Annotated in this window: 23 protein-coding genes; 13 read left to right on the plus strand and 10 right to left on the minus strand. The window is 43.8% G+C overall.

Going from position 1 to position 23,073, the window contains the following annotated elements; all coding sequences use genetic code 11:
- Positions 1-176 precede the first annotated feature (176 nt).
- Positions 177-1,520, minus strand: a complete 1,344-nt coding sequence (locus tag MHN02_RS14885; RefSeq protein WP_039228505.1) for a M24 family metallopeptidase — start codon at positions 1,518-1,520, stop codon at positions 177-179.
- Positions 1,521-1,677: 157 nt separating this feature from the next.
- Positions 1,678-2,058, minus strand: a complete 381-nt coding sequence (locus MHN02_RS14890; protein WP_069944783.1) for a VOC family protein — start codon at positions 2,056-2,058, stop codon at positions 1,678-1,680.
- Between the two features lie 106 nt (positions 2,059-2,164).
- Between MHN02_RS14890 and soxR the strand changes: the two genes are divergently transcribed.
- Together soxR and rlmF are read left to right on the plus strand one after the other, a co-directional pair.
- Positions 2,165-2,641, plus strand: a complete 477-nt coding sequence (soxR, locus tag MHN02_RS14895) for a redox-sensitive transcriptional activator SoxR (RefSeq protein WP_014977126.1) — start codon at positions 2,165-2,167, stop codon at positions 2,639-2,641.
- Positions 2,642-2,647: 6 nt separating this feature from the next.
- The gene (rlmF, locus tag MHN02_RS14900; RefSeq protein WP_239247071.1) at positions 2,648-3,637 is read left to right on the plus strand and encodes a 23S rRNA (adenine(1618)-N(6))-methyltransferase RlmF; all 990 of its coding nucleotides are present in this window, start codon (positions 2,648-2,650) and stop codon (positions 3,635-3,637) included.
- A 118-nt stretch (positions 3,638-3,755) separates the two neighbouring features.
- On the opposite strand, the gene MHN02_RS14905 is transcribed toward rlmF, so the two are convergent.
- The 5 genes from MHN02_RS14905 to MHN02_RS14925 all read right to left on the minus strand — a co-directional run bounded on the left by MHN02_RS14905 (position 3,756) and on the right by MHN02_RS14925 (position 10,684).
- Positions 3,756-4,478 carry a TorF family putative porin gene (locus MHN02_RS14905; protein ID WP_239247073.1) on the minus strand — a complete coding sequence of 241 codons (723 nt, stop codon included), beginning with the start codon at positions 4,476-4,478 and terminating at the stop codon, positions 3,756-3,758.
- Positions 4,479-4,616: 138 nt separating this feature from the next.
- A complete protein-coding gene (locus MHN02_RS14910; RefSeq protein WP_014950283.1) occupies positions 4,617-5,834 on the minus strand; it encodes a choline transporter in 1,218 nt (405 codons plus the stop codon).
- Positions 5,835-6,010: 176 nt separating this feature from the next.
- Entirely contained in the window at positions 6,011-7,657 is a 1,647-nt protein-coding gene (betA, locus tag MHN02_RS14915) for a choline dehydrogenase (protein ID WP_239247075.1), read from the minus strand.
- 18 nt (positions 7,658-7,675) lie between these two features.
- Positions 7,676-9,142, minus strand: coding sequence for a betaine-aldehyde dehydrogenase (gene betB, locus MHN02_RS14920; RefSeq protein WP_014950281.1), 1,467 nt, complete (start codon positions 9,140-9,142; stop codon positions 7,676-7,678).
- 678 nt (positions 9,143-9,820) lie between these two features.
- The gene (locus MHN02_RS14925; protein ID WP_014950280.1) at positions 9,821-10,684 is read right to left on the minus strand and encodes an META domain-containing protein; all 864 of its coding nucleotides are present in this window, start codon (positions 10,682-10,684) and stop codon (positions 9,821-9,823) included.
- Between the two features lie 187 nt (positions 10,685-10,871).
- On the opposite strand from MHN02_RS14925, the gene MHN02_RS14930 reads away from it, so the two are divergent.
- On the plus strand, positions 10,872-11,387 hold the full coding sequence (locus MHN02_RS14930) for an Mpo1-like protein (RefSeq protein WP_239247079.1): 516 nt from the start codon (positions 10,872-10,874) through the stop codon (positions 11,385-11,387).
- A 58-nt stretch (positions 11,388-11,445) separates the two neighbouring features.
- Here the strand turns inward: MHN02_RS14930 and MHN02_RS14935 are convergent, their stop codons facing one another.
- From MHN02_RS14935 to MHN02_RS14945, 3 genes are all read right to left on the minus strand, one after another.
- Positions 11,446-12,102, minus strand: a complete 657-nt coding sequence (locus MHN02_RS14935) for a crotonase/enoyl-CoA hydratase family protein (protein WP_239247082.1) — start codon at positions 12,100-12,102, stop codon at positions 11,446-11,448.
- A 106-nt stretch (positions 12,103-12,208) separates the two neighbouring features.
- A complete protein-coding gene (locus MHN02_RS14940) occupies positions 12,209-12,415 on the minus strand; it encodes a hypothetical protein (RefSeq protein ID WP_239247085.1) in 207 nt (68 codons plus the stop codon).
- A gap of 1 nt (position 12,416) precedes the next feature.
- A complete protein-coding gene (locus MHN02_RS14945; RefSeq protein ID WP_239247088.1) occupies positions 12,417-12,782 on the minus strand; it encodes a hypothetical protein in 366 nt (121 codons plus the stop codon).
- A gap of 198 nt (positions 12,783-12,980) precedes the next feature.
- Between MHN02_RS14945 and MHN02_RS14950 the strand changes: the two genes are divergently transcribed.
- The 10 genes from MHN02_RS14950 to MHN02_RS14995 all read left to right on the plus strand — a co-directional run bounded on the left by MHN02_RS14950 (position 12,981) and on the right by MHN02_RS14995 (position 23,068).
- Positions 12,981-15,014, plus strand: a complete 2,034-nt coding sequence (locus MHN02_RS14950; protein WP_239247091.1) for an aminotransferase class V-fold PLP-dependent enzyme — start codon at positions 12,981-12,983, stop codon at positions 15,012-15,014.
- 144 nt (positions 15,015-15,158) lie between these two features.
- Positions 15,159-15,440 carry a hypothetical protein gene (locus MHN02_RS14955; protein WP_014950274.1) on the plus strand — a complete coding sequence of 94 codons (282 nt, stop codon included), beginning with the start codon at positions 15,159-15,161 and terminating at the stop codon, positions 15,438-15,440.
- A gap of 4 nt (positions 15,441-15,444) precedes the next feature.
- Positions 15,445-15,750, plus strand: coding sequence for a hypothetical protein (locus MHN02_RS14960; protein ID WP_014977116.1), 306 nt, complete (start codon positions 15,445-15,447; stop codon positions 15,748-15,750).
- Positions 15,751-15,926: 176 nt separating this feature from the next.
- Positions 15,927-16,709 carry an RNA methyltransferase gene (locus tag MHN02_RS14965; protein WP_061486297.1) on the plus strand — a complete coding sequence of 261 codons (783 nt, stop codon included), beginning with the start codon at positions 15,927-15,929 and terminating at the stop codon, positions 16,707-16,709.
- Between the two features lie 38 nt (positions 16,710-16,747).
- Positions 16,748-17,752: a ribosome biogenesis GTPase YlqF gene (gene ylqF / locus MHN02_RS14970; protein WP_239247094.1), complete on the plus strand. Its 1,005-nt coding sequence runs from the start codon at positions 16,748-16,750 to the stop codon at positions 17,750-17,752.
- Between the two features lie 93 nt (positions 17,753-17,845).
- Positions 17,846-19,909: a glycoside hydrolase family 97 protein gene (locus MHN02_RS14975; protein ID WP_239247097.1), complete on the plus strand. Its 2,064-nt coding sequence runs from the start codon at positions 17,846-17,848 to the stop codon at positions 19,907-19,909.
- A 13-nt stretch (positions 19,910-19,922) separates the two neighbouring features.
- Positions 19,923-20,435 carry a WbuC family cupin fold metalloprotein gene (locus tag MHN02_RS14980; protein WP_156087354.1) on the plus strand — a complete coding sequence of 171 codons (513 nt, stop codon included), beginning with the start codon at positions 19,923-19,925 and terminating at the stop codon, positions 20,433-20,435.
- Between the two features lie 366 nt (positions 20,436-20,801).
- Positions 20,802-21,023, plus strand: coding sequence for an XRE family transcriptional regulator (locus MHN02_RS14985; RefSeq protein WP_014950268.1), 222 nt, complete (start codon positions 20,802-20,804; stop codon positions 21,021-21,023).
- A gap of 204 nt (positions 21,024-21,227) precedes the next feature.
- Complete coding sequence (gene upp, locus MHN02_RS14990; RefSeq protein WP_239247099.1) at positions 21,228-21,857, plus strand: uracil phosphoribosyltransferase; 630 nt, start codon at positions 21,228-21,230, stop codon at positions 21,855-21,857.
- 185 nt (positions 21,858-22,042) lie between these two features.
- Positions 22,043-23,068: a LacI family DNA-binding transcriptional regulator gene (locus MHN02_RS14995; RefSeq protein ID WP_239247102.1), complete on the plus strand. Its 1,026-nt coding sequence runs from the start codon at positions 22,043-22,045 to the stop codon at positions 23,066-23,068.
- The last annotated feature ends 5 nt before the right edge of the window (positions 23,069-23,073 follow it).

The raw sequence follows: 23,073 nt of genomic DNA on the forward strand, positions 1-23,073 counted from the left end.
CTAATATTTAGTACAGTTTCATGGCCTTTCGCTTGAAAGGGCGAAAGGCCTGACACTTTACGCTTCGCTTGATTTAATTCTACGTAAGTCTTCTCGCATCGGCCAACCTTTAGCCGCACCGTTCAGTTTTTTCATTTTGTATAGGCCTTAAAATAGGCGTAACGCTCCACCTATAGTTATTGGTTTTCATCTGAATGAATCAAATGAAACTCAGTTTGCCTGCCATCTAAATAGGTTACTGACTGACCGTCAAAAAATGCATCTTCTTCCAGCATAATTCTAATTTCTTTGTTCCACTCTTTAATAAAGCTTGCTGCATTGAGTTCTATCGAATAAGCCGTTTGTGCAAACACTGGATAGTCACCTTGAACTGGTACTCCTTCCTGTGCATCCCACATTCCTATCGTTGGACCTGCCGCGTGCCCATGAAAACCAAGCGGGTGGGTGTAAATAGCGGGTGTAATGCCTTGTTCGATAGCCTGCTGTCGCGACATACTCAAAATAGTGTTACCTGTTCTGCCTACTTTAAAATTACCGGTCAGAATGTCCTGCAACTGGTTTCCAGATTTAAGTGCTTCCTTAAGTGAAGCTGGCGCGTCTTTTTCACCAGGCTTTAACACGTAAGCATGCTGCTGTTGATCAGTATTAAGTCGAAGGTAAGTAATGCCGAAATCGACATGAATGAGATCGCCCGGCCGAATGATGTTTTCACCAGGACGCTTGCTAAACGCGGTAATTTGGTCGAAGACTTCACTGTCTTTACGTTGAATTGAGACAGTAGGATGAAACCAGTTGGTCAGCCCTAAAGCGCGCGTTTGATCACGCAGCCACCATACCACATCGTCTGTAGTTGTCACGTTAGGGGTTATAACTTCATTTGAAAATGCCGTTGCTATTAGTGAATGACCAATTTGAGTAAGTACCGGATAATATTGCATTTCAAGGTCACTGCGCGTTTCCAGCCAACCGATTGAGAGTCTTTCGCCACTTACAACGCGGCTTTTCAGCGCTTCAGGAAGTACGGCCATGAATTTATCGTGTTCGGTAGAGGTCATGCCATCAGCGAGCGCAAATGAATCAGACGTATTAATGGCAATTTTAGCGGGATTCCGGGCTTCGATAATGTGTTTCAATGCCTCCCACTGGTCGGGTTGTGCTTCCTTATCCCACGCTTTTTTAAATAGTGACCCTACCGCATATCTTGCAACGGCCAAACGTTCTAGCGGTTGACCATTGCCGGGGTTATAAATGACTAACATGGTATGACGTCGTGCGGAAATCCAAGTAGAAGGTAACATGGTTTTTAAAACGGGATCTTCGTTGTATTCCCGGGACATAAGCACCCACATGTCGATGCCTTCACGCTCCATAATTTGGGGCAGCACAGAGTTGAAGCGTTCAACGGTGATCTTATCAATCAGCTCGCTTCGCTGTTTCATACTAAGAATGTTATTCGCCCATGCGTTTGCCGATAGGGACAACATTACTAAACCTAAACTTATCGCTAGTAACTTTCTCATCCATGTTTCCTGTCTATTATTAAAATGACCACAGTGCGCGTTCATTTTTAGTAAACAAACCTAGCAAACACAAATACAAAGTAAAACGCGCACGAGTGGGGTAACGTTAATCTAACACTAAATTTGAAAGTTCAGCTAGGCGTATCACCTGATAGCCCTAATTATATGAAACGACTTCAATCTCTATGTTTTGCTGAGCCATGAAATAAAAGCGTCTACCTGGTTCATAATCGCCATGGCTAAAAGTATTGAAATTTAGTGCCAGAACCCGCTGCTCTGTTTCGTCTAAATTAGGCACAACAATACCGATATGGTTGATATTGGCGAGGGTTTTATAATCGCTTTCAATATCATTGATAGCTTTAGGTCTGTAAAGGGCTAGGTAGTCTTTATCGTTTCCTACGTGCACCGTGTAGCCGTCATTTTTGGCGCCGCCGCTCCACCGTACTTTCCAACCAAATAGCGTACAAAGTAAGCTGGCTAGCTCATCTGGGTTTTCAACGGTGATATTCGCGTGCTCTAAGTATGCAGTTGTCATGTGTTTTTCCTTGTGTAGATAATCAACGAAAAACAGCTTAATATCTAAAGCTAACTTTAGATCAAGCGTTTTTTTACCGCTATTTCGAAATTGGAAAAGGGGCGTTATGGCACCAGAACCTATGGTAAGCATTGGCTTTATTGCTAAACGTACTGGTAATGCTGTTTCATTAATTCGCTATTATGCCAACGAAGGACTAATTCCTTCTGTGCGCACAAATGGCGGAAATAGAGCATTTCCTCGCTCAGTCATTCGCAGAGTTTCCTTTATTTTGATTGCGCAAAATATGGGGTATTCCCTTGCTGAGATAAAGAGTCTGTTGTCTACACTTCCAGACAACAGAACGCCAACACAAGCTGATTGGGCAAAATTAAGCACGGTGTTTAATCAGCATATCGAAGCAAAAATTGCAGCGCTGACCAGTTTGAAGACGTCGTTAGAAGGCTGTATTGGCTGTGGGTGTTTGTCATTAGACCGCTGTAGGCTTTACAATACCGACGATAAAGTGGCAGCCCAAGGTAGCGGTGCCCAGTTGCTCGATGAAAACGTGCAATCCCAGTTCTTAGTTTCACACAAAAAGTAGCGCTTCATGCACCCAAAAAATCTTCACAAGAACGGCTATCCTATGGATACGCTGTGCCAGACATACCCAGCGCTCAAGTCTTTTCTCGTTCGTGCTAAAAGCGGCAATACCAGTATAGATTTCACCAGCCCAAAAGCGGTGAAGGTGCTTAATGCGGCCTTACTTCATCACTACTACCGCCTTGAATATTGGGATATTCCTGATGGCTACTTATGCCCCCCAGTACCTGGAAGAGCAGATTATATCCACGGTATTGCTGATTTATTAAAATCAACGAGCAGCAGTGCGCATGGTGAGCAGAGTCAACTGGGGAAAGATCAAAACGTTCGTGGGCTTGATATAGGCGTGGGCGCAAATGCTATCTATCCTATTATCGGCGTTACATCCTATGACTGGTCGTTCGTAGGGAGTGATGTTGACGACGTCGCAGTAAAAAGTGCTAAAGCTATTGCTAGTAAAAATAGTGTGTTAGCCCATAAATTCCAAGTGCGTAAACAAGCGAATAGAGCAAGTATTTTCAACGGCGTGATTGAAGCAAATGAACGATTTACGTTTACTATGTGCAATCCTCCGTTTCATAAGTCTGCGCAAGAGGCACTGTCAGGCACGCGAAGGAAGACATCTAATTTAACCCGTAATAAACAGAAACGAAGTGGTGCGAAGTTCACCGATAATCGTGAGCAAGGTTTTGGGCATCGTACATCCAAGCTACAAGGTAAAAATGCCGCTTACCAAGGTAAGGACGCAAACTTGAATTTTGCGGGCCAAGCGAATGAACTGTGGTGCGAAGGCGGTGAACTTGCCTTTATTCAGCGCATGGTTAAAGAGAGTGTCTCTGTAAAAGACAATGTAGAATGGTTCACCTGCTTGGTGTCGAAGAGTGCCCATTTGAAACCAATTAAAACCAGTATTGATTATTACGGTGCTGCGCAGTGTAAAGTGATTGATATGGGACAGGGAAGTAAATTGAGTCGTTTTGTTGCGTGGACTTTTTAACCGTCGTATCGCTAAGTTAAATTGACCGAGTACAGTTGAAGCAGCGTAGTGCGAGCACGCATAGCATTTGCTAAGGAAAGTGGTTCTTGTTCTGAAGAACCACCTTCCAATTCAACGTTTAGAAGCTGAAGGTTTTTGACACACCAAACACAATGCGCTCATCGGCGGTATCAAAATCAAGATTTGTGTTTTCAGCAGCAATTTCGAAATCGAACCCTTCATAACTCGTTTGGTAAGCCAAACGGTAGTGGTAGAAAGAGGTGTCATCACCATTCCACAGCCACTTGTCACTGTCTAGTGAGTTAGATACGTCAAAGCTTGCACGTAAATGATGGTTGGGTGCGAGTTCAAAGGTATGAGCAATCATTGCGATAGCGTGTTTTGCGCCTGTTCCAAAGTAATCCCACGTGTACCAGAAGTTTAGTTCTGAGCTACCGTAGTCACTGGCATAACCAAACTTGGTATACACCTCTGGGTAATTGCCATCACTTGAATCATCGCCACCGTGATAAGAGTAATAAGCGATGCCGTAGTCCAAACTCACCGTTTCGGTTAGCATTTGGTAACGACCCACGTAAAAATCCCATTCAAGGTTTGTATCGCCACCAAAATCTACATTTGATGCCCACGTGCCTGCATAAGTGCCGTTATCAAATGCTTTATCAACACCGCCTTGTAGTGCAGGGTCGTTTTGCGTTTGGCTAACGCCGTTGAAGGTATAATCTGAAACCGCAGAGATATTGGCGCTCCAATCAGCGAATGAAGCTGAAGAATATAACGCTGCGACAATAGCCACTGTGAAAATATGCGCGGATGTAAAAAAAGAATTCAATTTTTTCATTGTTAAATACCTGTTTTTATCGTTGTTTTATTTGGCCCGCTTCCTAGTTAATGCGCTTTTACGCCGGTTTCGGGCAACACTTACCCCCATTGGCTAAAAGTGAGCCAATGTTAATGAGGTAAGAAGTGATTGATTTAATTAGTTGAGATTTTCTATCTTGGTAAAGTCGATTTTGTTTTCTTTCGGCGATGTTTTGATGGCCGTCACCGATTTAAACTTCTGACTTAGAATGAAAGCAAAGCAGCTAAAGAAGATAGCGATAACTAACGCACCCACCCACTGAATTTGCAAGAAGTCTAGTTTGAACAGCAGCGTGAGTAGCGAAAGCGCCACGATATTGAGAGCAATGTAATTGCCTTTACCGATGCGTTCAACGGTCATGTTTAGATTATCTGTGTAAAGTCTAATCAGTGAATCAAGTGAGTTGATCACAAAGACGACACCCACACACACCATGGCTAAATTGGTTATCCCCTCAGTAGGAATACCTGCACTGTGATAGTGGTACAGTACTGAAAACCAAGCCGCAATGGGAATAGATGGAATGACCATCATAGCCAACATGACTTGATAAGTTTTAAGACCGCCCACGAAACGAGACGTAAACTGACCAATCATGATACTCCAGCTGAACCACCAGAATAGATAGAACTCGTGATACTCATTAATGGGTAATACGAAGTTATCGATGTTCGCAAAGTACCCACCAATAAGACCTAGGTTGGTAAAATAAGCCGTTATCTCACTTTCGCCAAATACAAATGCTGCCGCCCACATGCCAACAATGAGTGCGATGAATACCCATGTGGTTGTAAGGCTTAAAATACGCACGTATTTAATGCTAGTGCTCGAATATACGGCAAAAGCAATGGCTGCAAACACAATCAGGTAGAACGCAGGCACGACAGATTCTCCGTCGCCTATCGACGGTAAATACCATGGAAGGTTAGACAGCAGTAGAAACGCCGTGAAAGCACAGGTTCCGATGATTACAACGTTGTTTACGAACTTAACAACGGGAAGCTCGAAGAACTTTACTTTCGGTTCGATTACGCAGAAATAAAAACAAGTAAGAAAGTAGAATCCCCAAATTAAGAATCCCCAGAACCCAAACTCAATGGCGAGCGGATTGGTGAAGGCATATTCAGGACTTGCGCTTATGTCAGCATAACCAGCAAATTCAGTGAGCGGGAACATAATAAGGCCCACGTCCAAACCTGAGGTAAAGAGAATAGCAATAAAGGTAAAGGTTCTAACTGGCGTTACGCCGACCACTTTCATGTTGCCCCATTTAAACAAAATATAGGCTACAGAAAGTAGAGTGAAAATAATGCCTGCACTAAGCCATACTGTCATTATCACCCTCCCAATATTGATAAAAATGAAACATGTTTTTTCCTTTTTTTCGTTATTAAACAGTCCACCCAACTACACATTAAAGCCTTATATTAAAGGCGGCATGTAGGCACTGTGGAAGGTGCGCTTGTTTTAACAACAAGCACACTGGTGCGAGATAGTTTAAAAATTTAGCGTTACTCTGTTTGCCAATGCGGGTGAATATCCACGGGCACATTTTGTGGTGGCAAAGCGGGTTTACCCAGAATGATGTCTGCCGCCTTTTCCGCCACCATGATGGTAGGCGCATTTAGGTTTCCGTTTGGAATTGTGGGGAAGATAGAAGAATCCACCACTCGCAATCCTTCAATGCCATGAACATTGGTTTGAGAATCTACCACTGCCATCTCATCTTCACCCATTTTGCAAGAGCATGATGGATGGTAAGCGCTCTCAACGGCTTCACGCACAAAAGCGTCTATTTCTTCATCCGTCTGAATGTGCTCGCCAGGCTGAATTTCGCCGTCTCTGAAGTCGTCGAATGCTGACTGTGCGATGATTTCTCGTGTAAGTCTTACGCATGCTCTAAACCCTTCGATATCATCTGGATGCTGCAAATAGTTAAACAAAATTTTAGGCGGAACCGTCGGGTTAGCCGACTGAAGGGTTACGCTACCTCTACTTTTAGGTTTGTTGTGACCTACGTGCACTTGAAAGCCATCGCCATCAAACGCTGACTTTCCGTCGTATCGAATAGCGGCAGGTAAGAAGTGATACTGAATGTCAGGCCACTCCACATCTGCTTTCGAGCGAATGAACGCGCAAGATTCAAAGTGATTCGTAGCGCCTAACCCAGAACGGTTAAGCAACCAGCGAGCGCCGATCAACCCTTTTGAAATTAAGCCCAGTTTGCGGTTTAACGTTATTGGCTGTTTGCACTTGTACTGGAAATAAAATTCCAAATGATCTTGCAGGTTTTGACCCACACCCGGCAGGTGGTGCTTAACATCGACACCTGCTTTTTCAAGAATATCTTTGTCGCCAATTCCAGAAAGCTGCAGGATGTGTGGCGAGCCAATAGAGCCGGCGCTTAAAATCACTTCGTTAGATGTGGCGGCAGTCTCGGTTTTACCGTTAACTACATATTCAACGCCTTTTGCGACTTTATCTTCCAGCACGACTTTAGTAACCAGCGCGCCAGTCACTATAGTTAAATTCTTACGCGATTTTACCGGGTCAAGATATTCACGGCTTGCTGAACTGCGTACACCATCTTTAACGGTCATATGCATAGGGCCAAAGCCTTCTTGCTGCTTTCCATTGTAATCGCTAGTGATGTCGTAGCCCGCCTGTTCGCCGGCTTTAATGAAGGCCGTATAAAGCGGGTTCTTCATTTCGTTACCGTTGTTAACGCCGAGTTCACCATTGCCACCTCGGTAAGCGTCGTTACCTTTGTACCAGGTTTCAGCTTTTTGGAAATAGGGTAGGCACGCCTGATAATTCCAGCCCTCTGCGCCGTGAGCTTCCCATTCATCAAAGTCTTTAGCGTGGCCGCGTACGTATACCATTCCGTTAATGGATGACGAGCCGCCCAACACTTTACCGCGTGGGCAGTGCATTTCACGGTTGTTTAAATAGGGCTCTTTTTCAGTGTTGAATTGCCACGCATACTTGTCGGTATTCATAGGAATAGACAGCGCCGTTGGCATCTTGATGAAAATGCTTTTATCTGAGCCACCGGTTTCCAGTAGCAACACCTTGTGCTTTGGGTTTTCTGATAAGCGGTTCGCTAGCACGCAGCCGGCAGAACCAGCTCCAACAATAATGTAATCAAATGTCTGCATATGTACTCCTACTGCGGCTTAAAACGGGCTCTCAATTTGGCTCATACCTACATAAACCGATTTGGTCTGTGTGTAGCTATTAAGCGTTTCAACGCCGTTTTCACGTCCAATGCCAGACTGTTTGTAGCCCCCTACAGGCATTTCAGCCGGAGAGTTACCATATGCATTTATCCAGCAAATACCGGCTTGAAGCTGGTGGATAACGCGGTGCGCGCGCTGGATATCCTTACTAAATACACCGGCAGCTAAACCTAGCTCAGTGTCATTCGCGCGTGCGATCACTTCGTCTTCATCATCGAAGACTAACACGCTCATCACTGGTCCGAAGATCTCTTCTTTAACGATAGTCATATCGTCAGTGCAGTCAGTGAAAATTGTTGGCTCAACAAAATAGCCATTTGGCGCAGATGCCGGAGAGGCAGCGTTCCCGCCGGTTAACAGCGTTGCGCCTTCTTCTTTTCCTTTGGCAATATAGCCAAGTACTAGCTCTTGGTGCTTTTTAGAAATAAGTGCGCCTAGGTTTACGTTGGGGTCAAGTGGATCGCCCATAACAATGTTGTTTTCGGTACGGGCTTTAAGCTCATCAATAAAGGCTTGATAAACAGAACGTTGAACGTAAACACGGGTGCAGTTAGTGCAGATTTCACCTTGGGTGTAGAAATTACCAAGCATAGCGGCGCTGATAGCTTGGCTAATGTCGGCATCTTCGAATACCACAAGCGGTGACTTACCGCCAAGCTCCATTGTCACGTCTTTTAAGTTCGACGCAGCGGCGCTTTGCATCACTTTTTTACCTGTGCCTACTTCACCAGTAAACGATACTTTCTCTATGTCAGGGCTGTTTGTAAGCCACTGGCCTACTTGTGCTGCGCCTTGAACCACATTAAATACGCCGTCAGGTACGCCAGCTTCGGTGAAAATTTCAGCCAGTTTAAGCGCACCCATCGGGGTTTCTTCTGACGGCTTAAATATAAACGCATTACCTGCGGCAAGGGCGGGGCCTGATTTCCAGCAAGCGATTTGAATAGGGTAGTTCCATGCGCCAATACCGGCACAGATACCTAGCGCTTCTTTGCGCGTGTAGAAGAAATCGCCACCCACAGGTTGCTGGGTACCTAGTTGAGTAGGAGCTAGGCCGGCATAGTACTCAATGACATCAGCGCCAGTTTCAATATCAACACAGTCGGCTTCTTGAATAGGCTTACCGGTATCGAGTACTTCAAGTTTAGCGAGTTCGTCATTACGCTCACGAAGCAATGCAACCGCTTTATTAAGAATGCGGGTTCTTTCAATTGGCATCATTGCTGACCACACTGAAAAACCTTCTTTAGCGCTTTTAATTGCTTCTTGTTGAATAAACTCATCAGCCACTTCTACGTGGTAAATTACCTCACCGGTTGCGGGGTTGGTTACAGCAAAGGTTTCTTTGCTTTTGTTTGCCATCGGCTTGCCGTGAATGAAATTCTGATAAGTCGGTAATGACATGCATAAACTCCTACTTTTAAAAGGACTAAAACTTTCGCCAATTTGCGGATACTGCGAATTAACTTCTATTACAAATACCTAATACGTAGAAATAGTTTCAAAATGATGAATAGTGTTGAAACTATTTTCTTTATTGAAGTGCTAACTTGCTCGAATAGAACACTTTCGCTTTGTAAAAGTCACCCTGTAAAAAACATCATTACCTACTGCGCCAATGGCGCATTATTGAAGGTTTTAGGACGTAATGTCGCACGTCTTTTTACTGATGTTTTTATTTTAATTGGTCGTTCAATAAAAATAAATTGTATAGTGTTCTAACTATTGTTTCAACTTGTGAGCATTGTTACAGAAGCGGAATGGCTAGGAGTAACCTGCGAAGCTTGCTGGTAAGTGAATGATTTTAAACAGTAAAAGTGTAATCATTAAAAATATAAAGAATTAGCTATCCCCATGCTTAATTCGTTTTTGATTGACCAATTAAAGGTGCGAAAATGTTTAACTGAAACTAATTGAGTTGGAGGTAAGGGTTAACCTTGCGGGGCTAAAAGCAATTGCTCTTCGCAATTTGATACTGTTGAAAAGAGAAGTTAAAAGGGCAGCTTAGGCCCTTTCATCATGTGAGGTAAATATTAAGGTAGAGACTAAGCCTAAAACAGACAAGTAAGCGTCGATTTCGCTTTAGGTGCTTAAACTACAATGGTAATAACCTGAGTTGATCGATAGGGTAGCAACATCACCTTTATTCCAAAACACTACGTTCTTGTTGTTGGTGTATTTTGCCCCCGATGCTGAACGTGATAACTGCACAATGTGATGGGTGTTGTTTAATGATAAAGCCAATGTGTCAGGCCCCAGCGTATTTACACGTAAAGTAGCGAGATTGGCATTAGGCGTTTCACATTTGTACGTTTTGGTCGACTCTTGTTCATTTGAGCCAACTACATCTTGTTTTTGCGATGACGCCAGGTCAGACAATTTCGTATCTACATTACTTTTTGTCGCACTTGCCGATTTGTTTGTCGTCGATTGAGAAATCTGTGCAGCAATCGCTCTAATCGTTTCATTATCACTACTGTCGTAAAGCACCAACCAAGTATTTTCCACTATCGAATAACTTGCCGATGCGGCCAACATTTCGATGAAGCGTTGCTCTTGTTTCATCAGTGCAGGCGCACATGCCTTTTTAGTGAGAATGAGCTTATCAGTGGAAAAGGATTCAGCTGAGCTTTTATTACTAAATACCGTATCGGCTTCATCAACATCTAGCGCTCCGGTAAACTGATTACAACCTGTACTGCCGCTTACTCTGCTAGTGTCTCCGTTTGAATTTACGTTAAGCGTAACATGGCTGAAATCGATAATTCCTGCTCGGTCTATACTTTCAACCTGCCAATGACTGTCTGCTAACGTAAGTGGTTTGCCTTCGGTACGCTTTTCACTACCTTCACTTTCATTTGAATAGAGAGAGGAGACCGAGCTGCACGCTGTTAAAGAAAGAAGCGCAGAACCTGTCAAAGCCCAAAGGTACTTCCTGTAAGTCATGAAAACTCCAATTGTTTTTAATCAATTTCACTATGATTCGCGATAGCCAACTAAGTTCATCTTTAATCGTTGAGCTCAAATAGCACGAAGAGCACCACTATACCTCCACTTTGTCGTCAAAACGACAGTTTGTAAGCGAAAGAAGGGAGTAAACTAACACCTTGATATAACTTATGGGTGACGCAGTATGAAAAATTTAGAACAGCACTTGAGTGAGTACGCCAAGTACCACAGAGATCAAAGAAACATATACACCCATTATGTCGGTATTCCGCTAATTGTTTTCTCGGTTTTCTGTCTACTAAGTAAGCCTGCGTTTCTAGTTAGCGCGCCAATTTTTGGGGAAATGATCATAAGCCCAGCGCTCTTTGTTTGGGCAATTGGTAATGCGTTCTACATTAAGTTAGATATAAAACTTGGCATAGTGATGTCGCTTATTACGGGGGCTATGGTCTATTTCGCTCAACCCATCGCACAGAATGAAGTGGGAACATGGCTTGCTATTTCACTTGGTATTTTTATTGGTGGTTGGGTGCTTCAATTTATTGGTCATCACTATGAGGGTAAAAAGCCTGCGTTTGTCGACGACATAATGGGGCTGGCGATAGGACCACTATTTGTGCTTGCGGAATTAAGTTTTGAGCTAGGCCTTCGAAGTGCACTTAAAGAAGAGATAGAGCGCCGTTCTGGCCCTGTAAAGTAATCACTTCTAAACAACGCGTTGAAGTAACAAGTCTCAACGCGTTATTACAAACTAGGGCCTAGGCTTGCATCTTGGCTATTGTCTCTTTACGCAACTGAAGCTTAGATTCAGCAAAAGACTGTCTAGGCAACATCTTCAACTTTTCTGCATAACCCATGGCCGTTGCTAAAACCTGCTCTTGAGGCACCGCAGCGTCGATAAAGCCCGCTTTCACTGCTTCTTTACCTTGGTAAATACGTGAAAAAAGCAATGCTTCAGTTTGAGACGTATTCGCTAGTCTGGCTTTGGCTAGCTCCATACCGAAAGGCGGTAGCACCATACCAATGGCGGTTTCATTAAGCCCATACTTAGTACCTGCGTCTTTACCAATGCGCAGGTCAGCAGCCATAAGCATAATTGCGCCCATTGCAATGCTGTGACCTTCTGCAGCAACGACTACAGGTAGTGGGAAGCTATAAAGACGTACGATTAACTCAGCGCCTTTTGACACCAACTCGTGTTGTTTTGCTTTGTCGTCGGCTTTCATTACCGATAAATCAAACCCGCCGCAAAACTTGCCTTCACCACCGTGTAATACAACCGCTTTTGCGTTTTGCTCTGCTTCATCTAAGGCATCGTTAAACTGCTGAATAAGCTCAAACCCAACGGCGTTAACTTTTCCGTCGTCAAAGGTGATTACTGCAATATCGTTATTAATAGCTAAATTAAACGCCATGGTATGTCCTGTCACTTTCTTAGTAGGAATTAATTTACGTTACGCTCTGTTAAGCGCAACTTTCTAGCAGTGATTGTAGGTAATTGATTTCTTTTATGATAGTGCTTTAGGCTTCATCTTCGGGATATGCGCTACGAATATCGGTGATAATTCGCGGAAGTTCTGCAATAAGCTTCTTTTTATATCGGCGTTGTCTGCGACGCGCTTTCGCGTTATTAGCCCGCCATTGCGCACGTTTGTCTTTCACAATTCGCTCTAGGTCTTGACCTTCCTCTATCAAAATTGCGTCGTTAATGGTTGTTCGTTTTGTCATACTAAAACTCCAGTTTTAGCTGCTTATTGCGCCATTGTTTCGAGCGTTGGTTGAGTGCGTGAAGCGAGACACTCTCAGTGGCTATCTGTCTCGCGAGGTTTAACGCTGCGTTGGCTTGCTCGTCGGTCAGGTTGTTATAGGCCGGCGAGGGAATGACCTCATACCACGCACAGCCGACAATATTGTCTAAAATCACTCGCATAAAGCAGTGGTCATGATGTATTGGCCAGGCGTTTTTCTTTGCAGATGCAATAGAAGGGAGCACATTTTTCGCGTAGTGTAGAAATTCTCGTAGGTTCTTCGTGTGCTCCGTTGATTTTGAGAGATAAGCGTGTGGGAATTGGTTCTGAAGGGAAGGTGTGTGCATGCGTGATTTAGCCCTCGTCCAATTCGTTTACGCACTTTTATTTCGACATAGCAAGAGTTTACACGACACCAGTGAAATTCAGAGTTACACTATTTTTAGTTTTACTGTTTTTGTTTATAGATTCTTAGTTTATTGATTCTTAGTTTTATGAGTTTTAGCCTAGCGCTAAATGCTCATTATTAATTACATGGTTGGTTAATGCGCCCTCATTTAAAAATTCTTGTTATAGAAGATGCTGTTGATTTATTGGAACAAATTACGTCAAGTATAGGCAACACCATCACTTACTTTGACCGAAGTGACGTTGAAATAAGCCTGCTTGAAGCGAACTCCGTTGCAAAGGCACTACAATTTGTTCGTGAAGACGGTGATATTCAAGCTGTGGTATTTAGCTGGGATGTGGTGGCGAAGGTTAAAGAGCTGACAGACGTTGTGCCATTAAATGGCGTACTTAATGAAAATACAAGCCCCGCAGCCGAAAGCGCTAGTTCACAAAACGCGAACGAGAAAACCACAAGCGAAAAGTCGTCTGCACGCAACGCTGTTATTGATAATAACGCCAGAGTTATAGACTCCATTAAACGCATTCGCCCTGAACTCCCCGTATATGTCTTAGGCGATGCAGTAAAAGGGTTGGATATTGTAAACCAAGCCAATGGCATTGAATCGTTCTTCTATCGTAACGACATTATTTCAGACCCAGAGTCTATTTTGGGTTATATCATCAACGACTTTGATGATAGAAACGAAACGCCGTTTTGGACTGAATACAAAGACTATGTAGTGGAGTCTAACGACTCGTGGCATACGCCAGGTCACAGCGGTGGCGCAAGCTTTAGAAATTCACCCTATATCAGTGATTTTTATCGCTTCTTTGGTCGTAACGTGTTTGTTAGTGACTTATCGGTAAGCGTAGACTCGCTGGGCTCACTATCAGATGGCACTCACGCTATTGGTAAAGCGCAAGCCGCTGTTGCCAATACATTTGAAGTTCGTCATTCCTATTTCGTCACGAACGGGTCTTCTACATCAAACAAAATCATTTTGCAGACGCTGTTGCGTGAGGGCGACAAAGTTATTGCCGACAGAAACTGCCACAAGTCAGTGCACTACGGCATTATTCAGGCGCGAGCCATGCCGGTGTATTTAGACAGTGTATTTAACCCTGAATACGGTATTTTCTCACCGCCTAGAATGGCGCAAATTAAGCAGCTTATTGAAGAAAATACTGACGCTAAACTTATCGTACTGACGGGCTGTACCTACGACGGGTTATTGACTGACCTTAAGCAAGTCGTAAATTTAGCCCACGAGCATGGCATTAAAGTGTTCATTGACGAAGCATGGTTTGCGTATTCCTTGTTCCATCCTGCATTGCGTGACTACTCGGCTATCGCCGCTGGGGCAGACTATATTACTCACTCTGCGCACAAAGTGGTGTCGGCGTTCTCGCAAGCATCCTTTATTCATGTAAACGATCCAGATTTCGATAAAGACTTTTTTAAAGAAGTGTTTGCAATTCACACCAGTACCTCGCCCAAGTATCAACTCATTGCCTCGCTTGATGTATGTCGTCAGCAGCTGGAAATGGAAGGCTACAAAATCCTTAATGAGCTATTGAGCAATGTTGCCGAACTCAAATCGCAAATGGCCAAGTTTAAGCGACTTAAAATACTTTCGCCTAGTGACTTTGCGAATATGTTTTCTCACTTTGAAAGTGACAACATTGGGCATGATCCGCTTAAAATCTTAATTGACGTATCGGCGCTTGATTATTCAAACCAAGAAATACATCGTTTCTTAATGGACGAAGTTGGTTTAGAAATCGAGAAGTTTACTCATAGCACTATTCTAGTACTGCTTACGCTAGGTGGAATGCGCTCTAAAATTGTAAGGCTATACAACGCGTTAAAACGTCTTGATGATGGCGCCGTTAACCTAAGCAAGCGCAAGAGCAAGAGTCCGTTACCGGCAGACATTCCGCCAATTCATTTAGACGACCTTCCGTCAAAAGCGTTTTTCAGCCCTAGGGAAGCCATTCCATGGCAAAACAGCGTTGGACGCACTGCAGCAGGTTTAATTACACCGTATCCGCCTGGTATTCCGCTTATTGTTCCTGGACAGAAAGTGGAACAAGCGCATATTGATTACCTTCAGGCACTGGCAAGCCAGAAGCTTACCGTCCAAGGTATTTACGACGGTGAAATTTATGTTGTAGCTGACCAACAGTAGGAAAAAAAGCGAACCAAACCAGTTTGGACGGTGCTTTAGCTCTTAAGTGTTAAAACCCGTCCATCGAACAGTTTCTATTTGTTATTCCATTTTTTACCCTGTTTTTGGCTTCGAATGGAAGCCTAATAAAACAAGGAAATGTAAATGAAAGAGTTAAATACAAGTGAAATTGAAATGGTGTCCGGCGGCTTTGATGGTTGGGAGCAGCTAGGCGTTGGCATTGCTATGATTGGTTTGGGTATTGCCATTGTTGGCACAGCAGGGTTAGCAACTGTGCCCATTGCTCTTGCGGGCGCTGCAACGCTTGGTGAAATCGGAGTTGGTGTCGTTGGTATTGGTTTAGCAGGCGCAGGTGGATTTGCCGCTGGCACGTCATTAGCGTCAACGAGTGATGATACTCAAGAAGCAACAACATTAGACGAGTAATTCAATGTTTAAAGTACAAATTCAAGGTGGCGATATCACCTCAGTTGCATCGTTAAGAGTATTGCGTACTTTGTGGCCGCTTTCACTAAAAGCGGTAGAAGAGTTGGCTACAGCGTTGAAAAAGCAAAACGAGTTTGTGCTGGTGGAGGGTGTGACGGAAATATTTGCAACAGAACTTGCTCACGAGTTTAAAAGTGCAAATGTTGTATGTCAGATTTTACCAAGTGAAAAAGAAGAGGCCTGCTTATGTATTCCAATTGGTGAGCCACGCAAACGTTGGAACGCTTTAGGTGTCTTGGTATCTCGGTAATTAAAAAGGCGTTTACAAGTATATTTGAAACGCCTTTTTGATACTCTCCTTTATCCCGTATTTCTCCACTACAATCTTTTTCTCTCATTATTTGTTTCACTATTAAGCGTTGCCGCTTTGCGTTTTGGGTTTCATACCTTACACTTGCGCCGAAAGTTATAAAAAGGGCAGTGCAAATGAAACTAAGTGACGTGAAAAAGCTTCATCAAAAGAAATTTAGAACGCAGTTCGGATTCTATTTGGTGGAAGGAGAGCACTTAGTTTTAGAGTTAATTAATGTTGCTCAGCATGACAGCAGTACATTAGGTGATATAACCCTTTATGTGACAGCTGATTATGAGGCGTGGCTGAAAGAAAAACTTGATTCTTCAGTCTCTAATATGAAGGTAGAAACGGTATCGTCTCAACAAATGCAGCAACTCAGCGATACTAAGTCACCTCAAGGTATTATTGCTCGCGTTCCACTTCCTAACTCCGCGTTATATTCAGAGCGGTCACAAACCAGCATTTCAGCAAACAAATCCAGTGCCGAAAAGTACATTTATTTGTATGAAGTTCAAGACCCTGGCAACTTAGGCACCATACTAAGAACGCTAGCGTGGTTTGGGGATTTTACATTATTACTAAGCCCAAATAGCGTAGATCCATACAACTCGAAAGTTGTACGCTCAAGTATGGGGGCTATTTTCCATGTAAACATGGAATTAAACGTGGCGCTTGAAAGCCTAGGCGAGCGGTTCGAACGTTTCGCTTTCTTGGATATGAATGGTAGTAATATCACCTCTAACACCTTTGGTGATTATCAGTGTTATCTGTTTGGTAACGAAGCCCGTGGCGTGCCTGTTGAGGCACTATCAAAGCTAAACGCAACGGCGTATACCATTGCGGGAAGCGGTAAGATTGACTCGTTAAACTTAGCCAGCGCTGTGAATATCTGCGCTTATGAATTAACCCGTTAAGCACACTCCCCTCAACTCGATTACGATAGGAAACAACCATGGCATTACAATGGTTCCCAGGGCATATGCACAAGGCCCTAAAAGAAATTAAAGAGTCGCTTAATCAAGTAGACATTCTTATTGAGGTGCTTGACGCGCGTATTCCATATTCCAGTGAAAACCCCGAAATTGCAAAAATACGCGGCGATAAGCCCTGTATTAAAATTCTTAATAAGTACGATCTGGCAGATCCAGAAATTACCGCGCGCTGGCAGGAAAGCTTAGAGAAAGAGCGCGGCGTGAAGACGATTACGACCTCTAGCGATAACCCGGGCAATAGCAAGCAAATTATGCAGCTTGTTAAAAGCATTTGTTCGTACAAAGAAGGCCAGCCCAAAGCTATTAAGGCCATGATCACGGGTATACCTAACGTTGGCAAATCAACGCTAATTAATATTTTGGCCGAGCGAATCATTGCGAAAACAGGTAACGAGCCTGCTGTAACGAAAAGCCAGCAGCGCATTAATTTGGGCAGCGGTATTATATTATTCGATACACCGGGAGTACTGTGGCCTAAGCTTGAAAACCCACATTCAATTTATCGGTTAGCTTCATCGGGCGCCGTTAAAAACACCGCGATGGAATACGACGATGTCGGTTTTTTTGCAGCCGATTATCTAATCAAAGCGTATCCAGAGGTAATGAAAGAGCGCTATAAGCTGGACGAGCTGCCCGACACTGAAATTGAATTTTTAGAAGCCGCCGCTAAAACGCGCGGGGCAATTCAAGCGGGTGGCCGCGTAAACCTTCATAAAATATGTGAGATCCTGCTTAAAGAACTGCAGTCGGGCAAGTTGGGGCGAATAACCCTAGAGACTCCAGAAATGCTGGAAGTTGAAAAAGAAGAAATGGCACTCGAAGCGGCGAAGAAAGCTGAAGCGAAAGCCAAGCGTAAAGCAAAATTCAAAAGAGGTTCGTTGACGCCAGATAAGAAAGATCGGAAAGAAAAACGAGAAGAGAAACGTCAAGAACAAAGCCGTAGAATGAAGAAAAACAAGCGCTAACCCAAAATAGACTTAATCGATTAAGAAAAAGGTTGCAAAAATTCGCCATTACTTGATACTAACATTAGGTTAACAACTTTTGTTGGATATTTTATGCGCGTATTTTTGCTTCTTTTATTGGTCGTCTCCCTGCCTTCAATAGCTAATGAGTTATCGGTTCTCTCCCCAGATAAAAAAGTAAAGTTATCGTTCACAGATGATGGCGAATTAGCGCAATATCGGGTGTCATTTAACGGAGAACCCGTTTTAGGGCTCGGTAAGCTTGGTTTTACTTTTGCAAAAGCCGCCCCTTTATATCGCGACTTTAAAGTAGAAGAGATAAGCAGGAATACGGTGGATCAAACATGGCAGCAGCCGTGGGGAGAGCAGCGAAACATTCGCGACAACCACAATGAGCTTTTGGTCAAGTTCTATAACCCTAGCGATAAAGACCGCACTTTTCTTGTAAGAGCCAGAGTTTTTAACGATGGTATCGGCTTTCGCTACGAGCTACCTGCAAGCGGTAATCGCATAATTACTAGAGAGCTGACTGAATTTAACTTAGTCGATTCTCATCAAGCAAAAGCGTTTTGGATCCCCGCCCATGGTCGAGATAGATATGAATATGTTTATCAATCCACTAATCTGCAAGACGTTCACACCGCTCACACGCCATTCACGGTGAAGTATGAAAACGGCACTCATGTCGCTATTCATGAAGCTGCCCTTGTTGATTACGCGGGTATGAGCCTTAAAAGACAAGAGTTAGGGCGTTTTACAGCGTCGCTGGCACCTCGTCACGACGGGAGTTTGGTGCATAAAACTGGTAGTTTTGTTACCCCATGGCGCACTATTACGTTAGGAAATGACGCAACGGATTTGATTAATTCGTACCTTGTTTTGAATCTTAATGAGCCAAATAAGCTCGGTGACGTGAGCTGGGTTGAACCAGGCAAATACATAGGTATTTGGTGGGGAATGCACATTGATGAGTATACGTGGGGCTCTGGAGACAAGCATGGTGCTACTACTCGGCGCACAAAGCAATACATGGACTTCGCCGCTAAACACGGTTTTGATGGTGTATTGGTTGAAGGTTGGAATAAAGGTTGGGATGGTGATTGGATAGCGAATTCAGAGCTATTTTCTTTCACAGAAAGTTATCCAGACTTTGATATTGAAGCGGTGACCAGCTACGGCGAGCACGTTGGCGTGAAGTTAATAGGACACCATGAAACATCAGGAGGAATAACCAACTACGAAGCGCAGATGGAAGACGGTTTTGCCCTGTACAACAAGCTAGGGGTCTCTCAAATTAAAACCGGCTATGTTGCACACGGCCAAAATCTCAAAGTGCGCGACGACAACAATGTACTGCGCTATGAATATACCGACAGCCAAGACGTGGTAAATCATTTCATTAAAAACGTCACAACCGCTGCGAAATATCAGTTGTCTATCAACACTCATGAATCGGTAAAAGATACCGGCCTTCGCCGTACTTATCCGAACTGGATATCGCGAGAAAGCGCTCGTGGTCAGGAATACAACTCAGGGTGGGCGGCACCTAATCCACCCAACCATATTCCCATGTTGGCGTTTACTCGCATGCTCGCTGGTCCGATGGATTTCACACCTGGCATTTTCAACTTTGACTATGTAAGAACTAATGATGGCGGAATAGAGTGGGGCAAAGGAGAGGTAATGCGCCCTCAAACAACGCTTGCCAAGCAACTGGCCCAATACGTAGTGCTGTATAGCCCTATCCAAATGGCTGCAGACTTGCCTCGTAATTATGAGAATAATTTACCGGCGTTTCAGTTTATCAAAGACGTCCCTACAGACTGGTCTCATAGTAAAGCGCTTCAAGGGGAAGTGGGCGAATATATTGTAATGGCGCGTAAAGCGAGCAAGCACAAATCCTACTCTGGAAACGATTGGTATGTTGGTGCAATTACGAATGAAGAAGCCAGAGAATTATCACTACCGCTAACCTTTCTAGAGGAAGGTCAGCAGTATGAAGCGCAGCTCTATCTGGATGGAGAGAAAGCGCATTGGAAAACAAACCCCTACGCAATGAACATCGAGAAAAAGGTAGTGACGTCTGCCGATGTCTTGTCATTAAAGCTTGCGCCATCGGGGGGAGGAGCGATACGCTTTAAATTACTAGCGCAATAATAGACAGGGTGTGATGTTGGATAAGATTCAGTATTTTGATAAAGCGTTGTTTGAAACGCTTAAACAGTCGGCTGAGGAAAGTCCTCGCCGACGGGCTAATTTGAACGTACATAAATCTTATACCGACATGGTACAGCGTTTGTTTATTGCAATGATGCCTGACTCCTACGTGCGGCCTCATCGACATGTACAGTCTCATAAGTGGGAGTTCTTCATGGTGGTAGAGGGCGAATTAGACATTCTATTTTTCAGCGACGATGGCGAAGTCGAAAACAGAGTAACGCTAACCGCTCGTGGAGAGACCTGCGGAATTGAGATTCCTCCTAATACCTGGCACGCAACGGTGTGTCATAGCCCAGTAGTTTTCATGGAAGTTAAACAAGGGCCTTACGAAGTCACCGATGATAAAGGTTTTGCAAGCTGGTCTCCTGAAGAAGGAAGCGACCAGGTCCCCAATTTTCTAGCATCACTTAAGCAAGCGGCGGTGGGTGATAGCGTACGTTTTTTAAAGCCTCTACTTGCCTAATAAAGCGCTTATAGCCGGCTTTCGGCACTTTCCTTTTCGGAAAGTCATTGCTATTGCTTATCTACATGGTATGGTTAAGGATAAGTGACAGAAGGTCGCTGCTATATATTTAAAAAGCACCGAGGCCAATACATTTAGCTTAGTCGCGGCAAAGGGCCGATTGTACAAGCACATTGTGAAAAGAGAATTATCATGCAAAACGTTTCAACTGGTTATTTTTATAATTTTAATTACTGATTGCACCTGACCGTCGGTGTTCAGGGGCAAGTATTGGCTTCTGGGCACTGCAGGTAGAACGTTTTGCAAAAGCCCAGAAGGTATCACCATCTGGGCTTTTTTAATGCCCGTAATTCTCGGTAAAAGACAATGAAAGAAATCACATTAGGTGACATCAGAAAGCAGCACAGAGTTAAACAGGAAGTCGTAGCAATGGCGTTATCGGTCACAGCTTCTGGTGTAAGTAAGTTGGAATCAAAACGTATTCAGGACGTTTCACTTCAACGTGCGGCTGCATATTTAGCTGCGGTTGGCGGGAACATGAAAATTGAAGTAACGATGCCTGATGGCGCTACTTTGCAAGTAGGGTAGTGAAATTGTAGCCAAGACATATTTGGTGTTTTTTCAAAAGTGTGTATTCACTAGGTAGTGTTTACCAATAATAGGGCTTTGTTAAAGAAAGCTGGCTCTGTTTGTCTAGTGCACGCATCGAATAGACATATTTTTACGACTAATCGCTTTAACTAAAATACTTCTGGGTTAAAATATAGCTAAATCGATTACAAGGAGTCTTACATGGCCGTTCACGAAATTACCCACCCGCTTATTGCGCACAAACTAGGGCTTATGCGATACGCTAAAATTAGCAGCAAAGACTTTCGCGAGCTTGCCTCTGAAGTAGGGAACCTTCTGACTTATGAAGCAACGCGAACACTGCCTACGGAAAGAGCGACGATTAAAAGTTGGTCGGAGGATGAGGTAGAAGTAAGACAAATTAAAGGTAAGAAAATAACTGTTGTCCCTATTCTTCGTGCTGGCTTAGGAATGCTTGAAGGCGTACTGGAACTTATTCCAAATGCGAAGATTAGTGTAGTCGGTCTGTACCGTGATGAAGATACACTGCAGCCAGTTGCCTATTTTGACAAGGTAGTAAAAAACATTGATGAACGTACCGCACTGATTGTTGACCCAATGCTGGCAACAGGCGGTACGTTGATTGCAACAATCGACCTTCTGAAAAAGAAAGGGTGTCGAAGAATAATGGGACTATTCCTTGTTGCTGCGCCTGAAGGCATTAAAGCCGTTGTTGAAGCACACCCTGATGTTGATATCTTTACCGCCGCAATCGATGATAGATTGAATGAGAAAGGCTATATCCTACCGGGATTGGGGGATGCTGGAGACAAAATCTTTGGCACGCGCTAAGAGCGAAAATCTCTAAAAATTAAGCCATTGAGCAATTTGTTACACAACTCATCGAATTAGCGCTAAATTTCACGCGTTAAACGTTTAAGTTAATGATATAGTCAGAGGGTAGTCAGAGCGCACGCTTGCTACCCTTTTTTGTTTTTAAATCTGGGTAGTTAGTTTCGTGAAAAGAGCTAAAAATAATGAATAGAACAAAACTTACCCTAAAAGATGTTGCTGAACAGTTGGGCGTTTCAACGGCAACCATTTCAAATGCATTTAACCGCCCGGACCAATTATCAAAAGCGAAGCGCGAAGTGATTTTAGCGCAGTGCAAAAAGATTGGTTACAGCGGCCCCAATAAAGCAGCACAGATCCTCAGAAAGGGCACATCAAATATTGTGGCTTTAGTATTAGCCGACAGCATTTCATATATGGTGAGTGACCCCGTCGCGAGTACTTTTATTAAAGGTGTTTCTTCTGCGCTTCAAGAAAATGGCAAGCATTTGTTACTGTACGCGGGCGACTCTGACAGCATTCTTGATGTTGTAGATTTTGTTGATGGTTTTATCTGTTACGGACAACCGCGCAACAGCAACTTGGTAGCGGAGTTGGCAGTGTCGCCAAAACCTGTGGTCACCGTTGACTTTGATATCGAAGACAAGCCATCTATAAATATTGATAACGAAGAAGCGGCCTATCGTGTTGCGTCTCATGCGTTAAATGAAGGTGACAATGTGGCAATCTTTGGGCTTCGCCTGATTGACTCGCCTTCCACATGCCGTATTTATGATAGTCCGTTAATTGCCGCAGACAGCTCAATTGCTCACCGTCGACTTGATGGTTATTTAAGGGCCGCTGAAGAAAAGAACATCACGGTTAGTAATGAGCGTATATGGAATTTGCCAGAAAGTGACAGGCACTTTGCAAGACAGGCTGCCAAAGAAGTATTGACCAGCGCTCCAAGACCTAATGTGGTTTTGTGTATGAGTGACATTATAGCCCTTGAGCTACTTCACTTAGCCTTGGATATGAATATTAAGGTACCGGAAGAGCTAAAAATCACGGGGTTTGATGGTATTGGGGAAGCTGAGCGTGCGCGCCCGCGTCTTACTACAGTTTGCCAATCCAGCAGTGGCAAAGGCGTAGAAGCAACAAAAGCGCTACTTAATCATGTAACAGCAAAGAGTATGCTGCCTTTTGAGTTGCAACTCGGCGAGACGGTATAGGCTGA

This window comes from Alteromonas sp. CNT1-28 (genome assembly GCF_022348345.1).
GTDB classification, from domain to species: Bacteria; Pseudomonadota; Gammaproteobacteria; order Enterobacterales; family Alteromonadaceae; genus Alteromonas; species Alteromonas macleodii.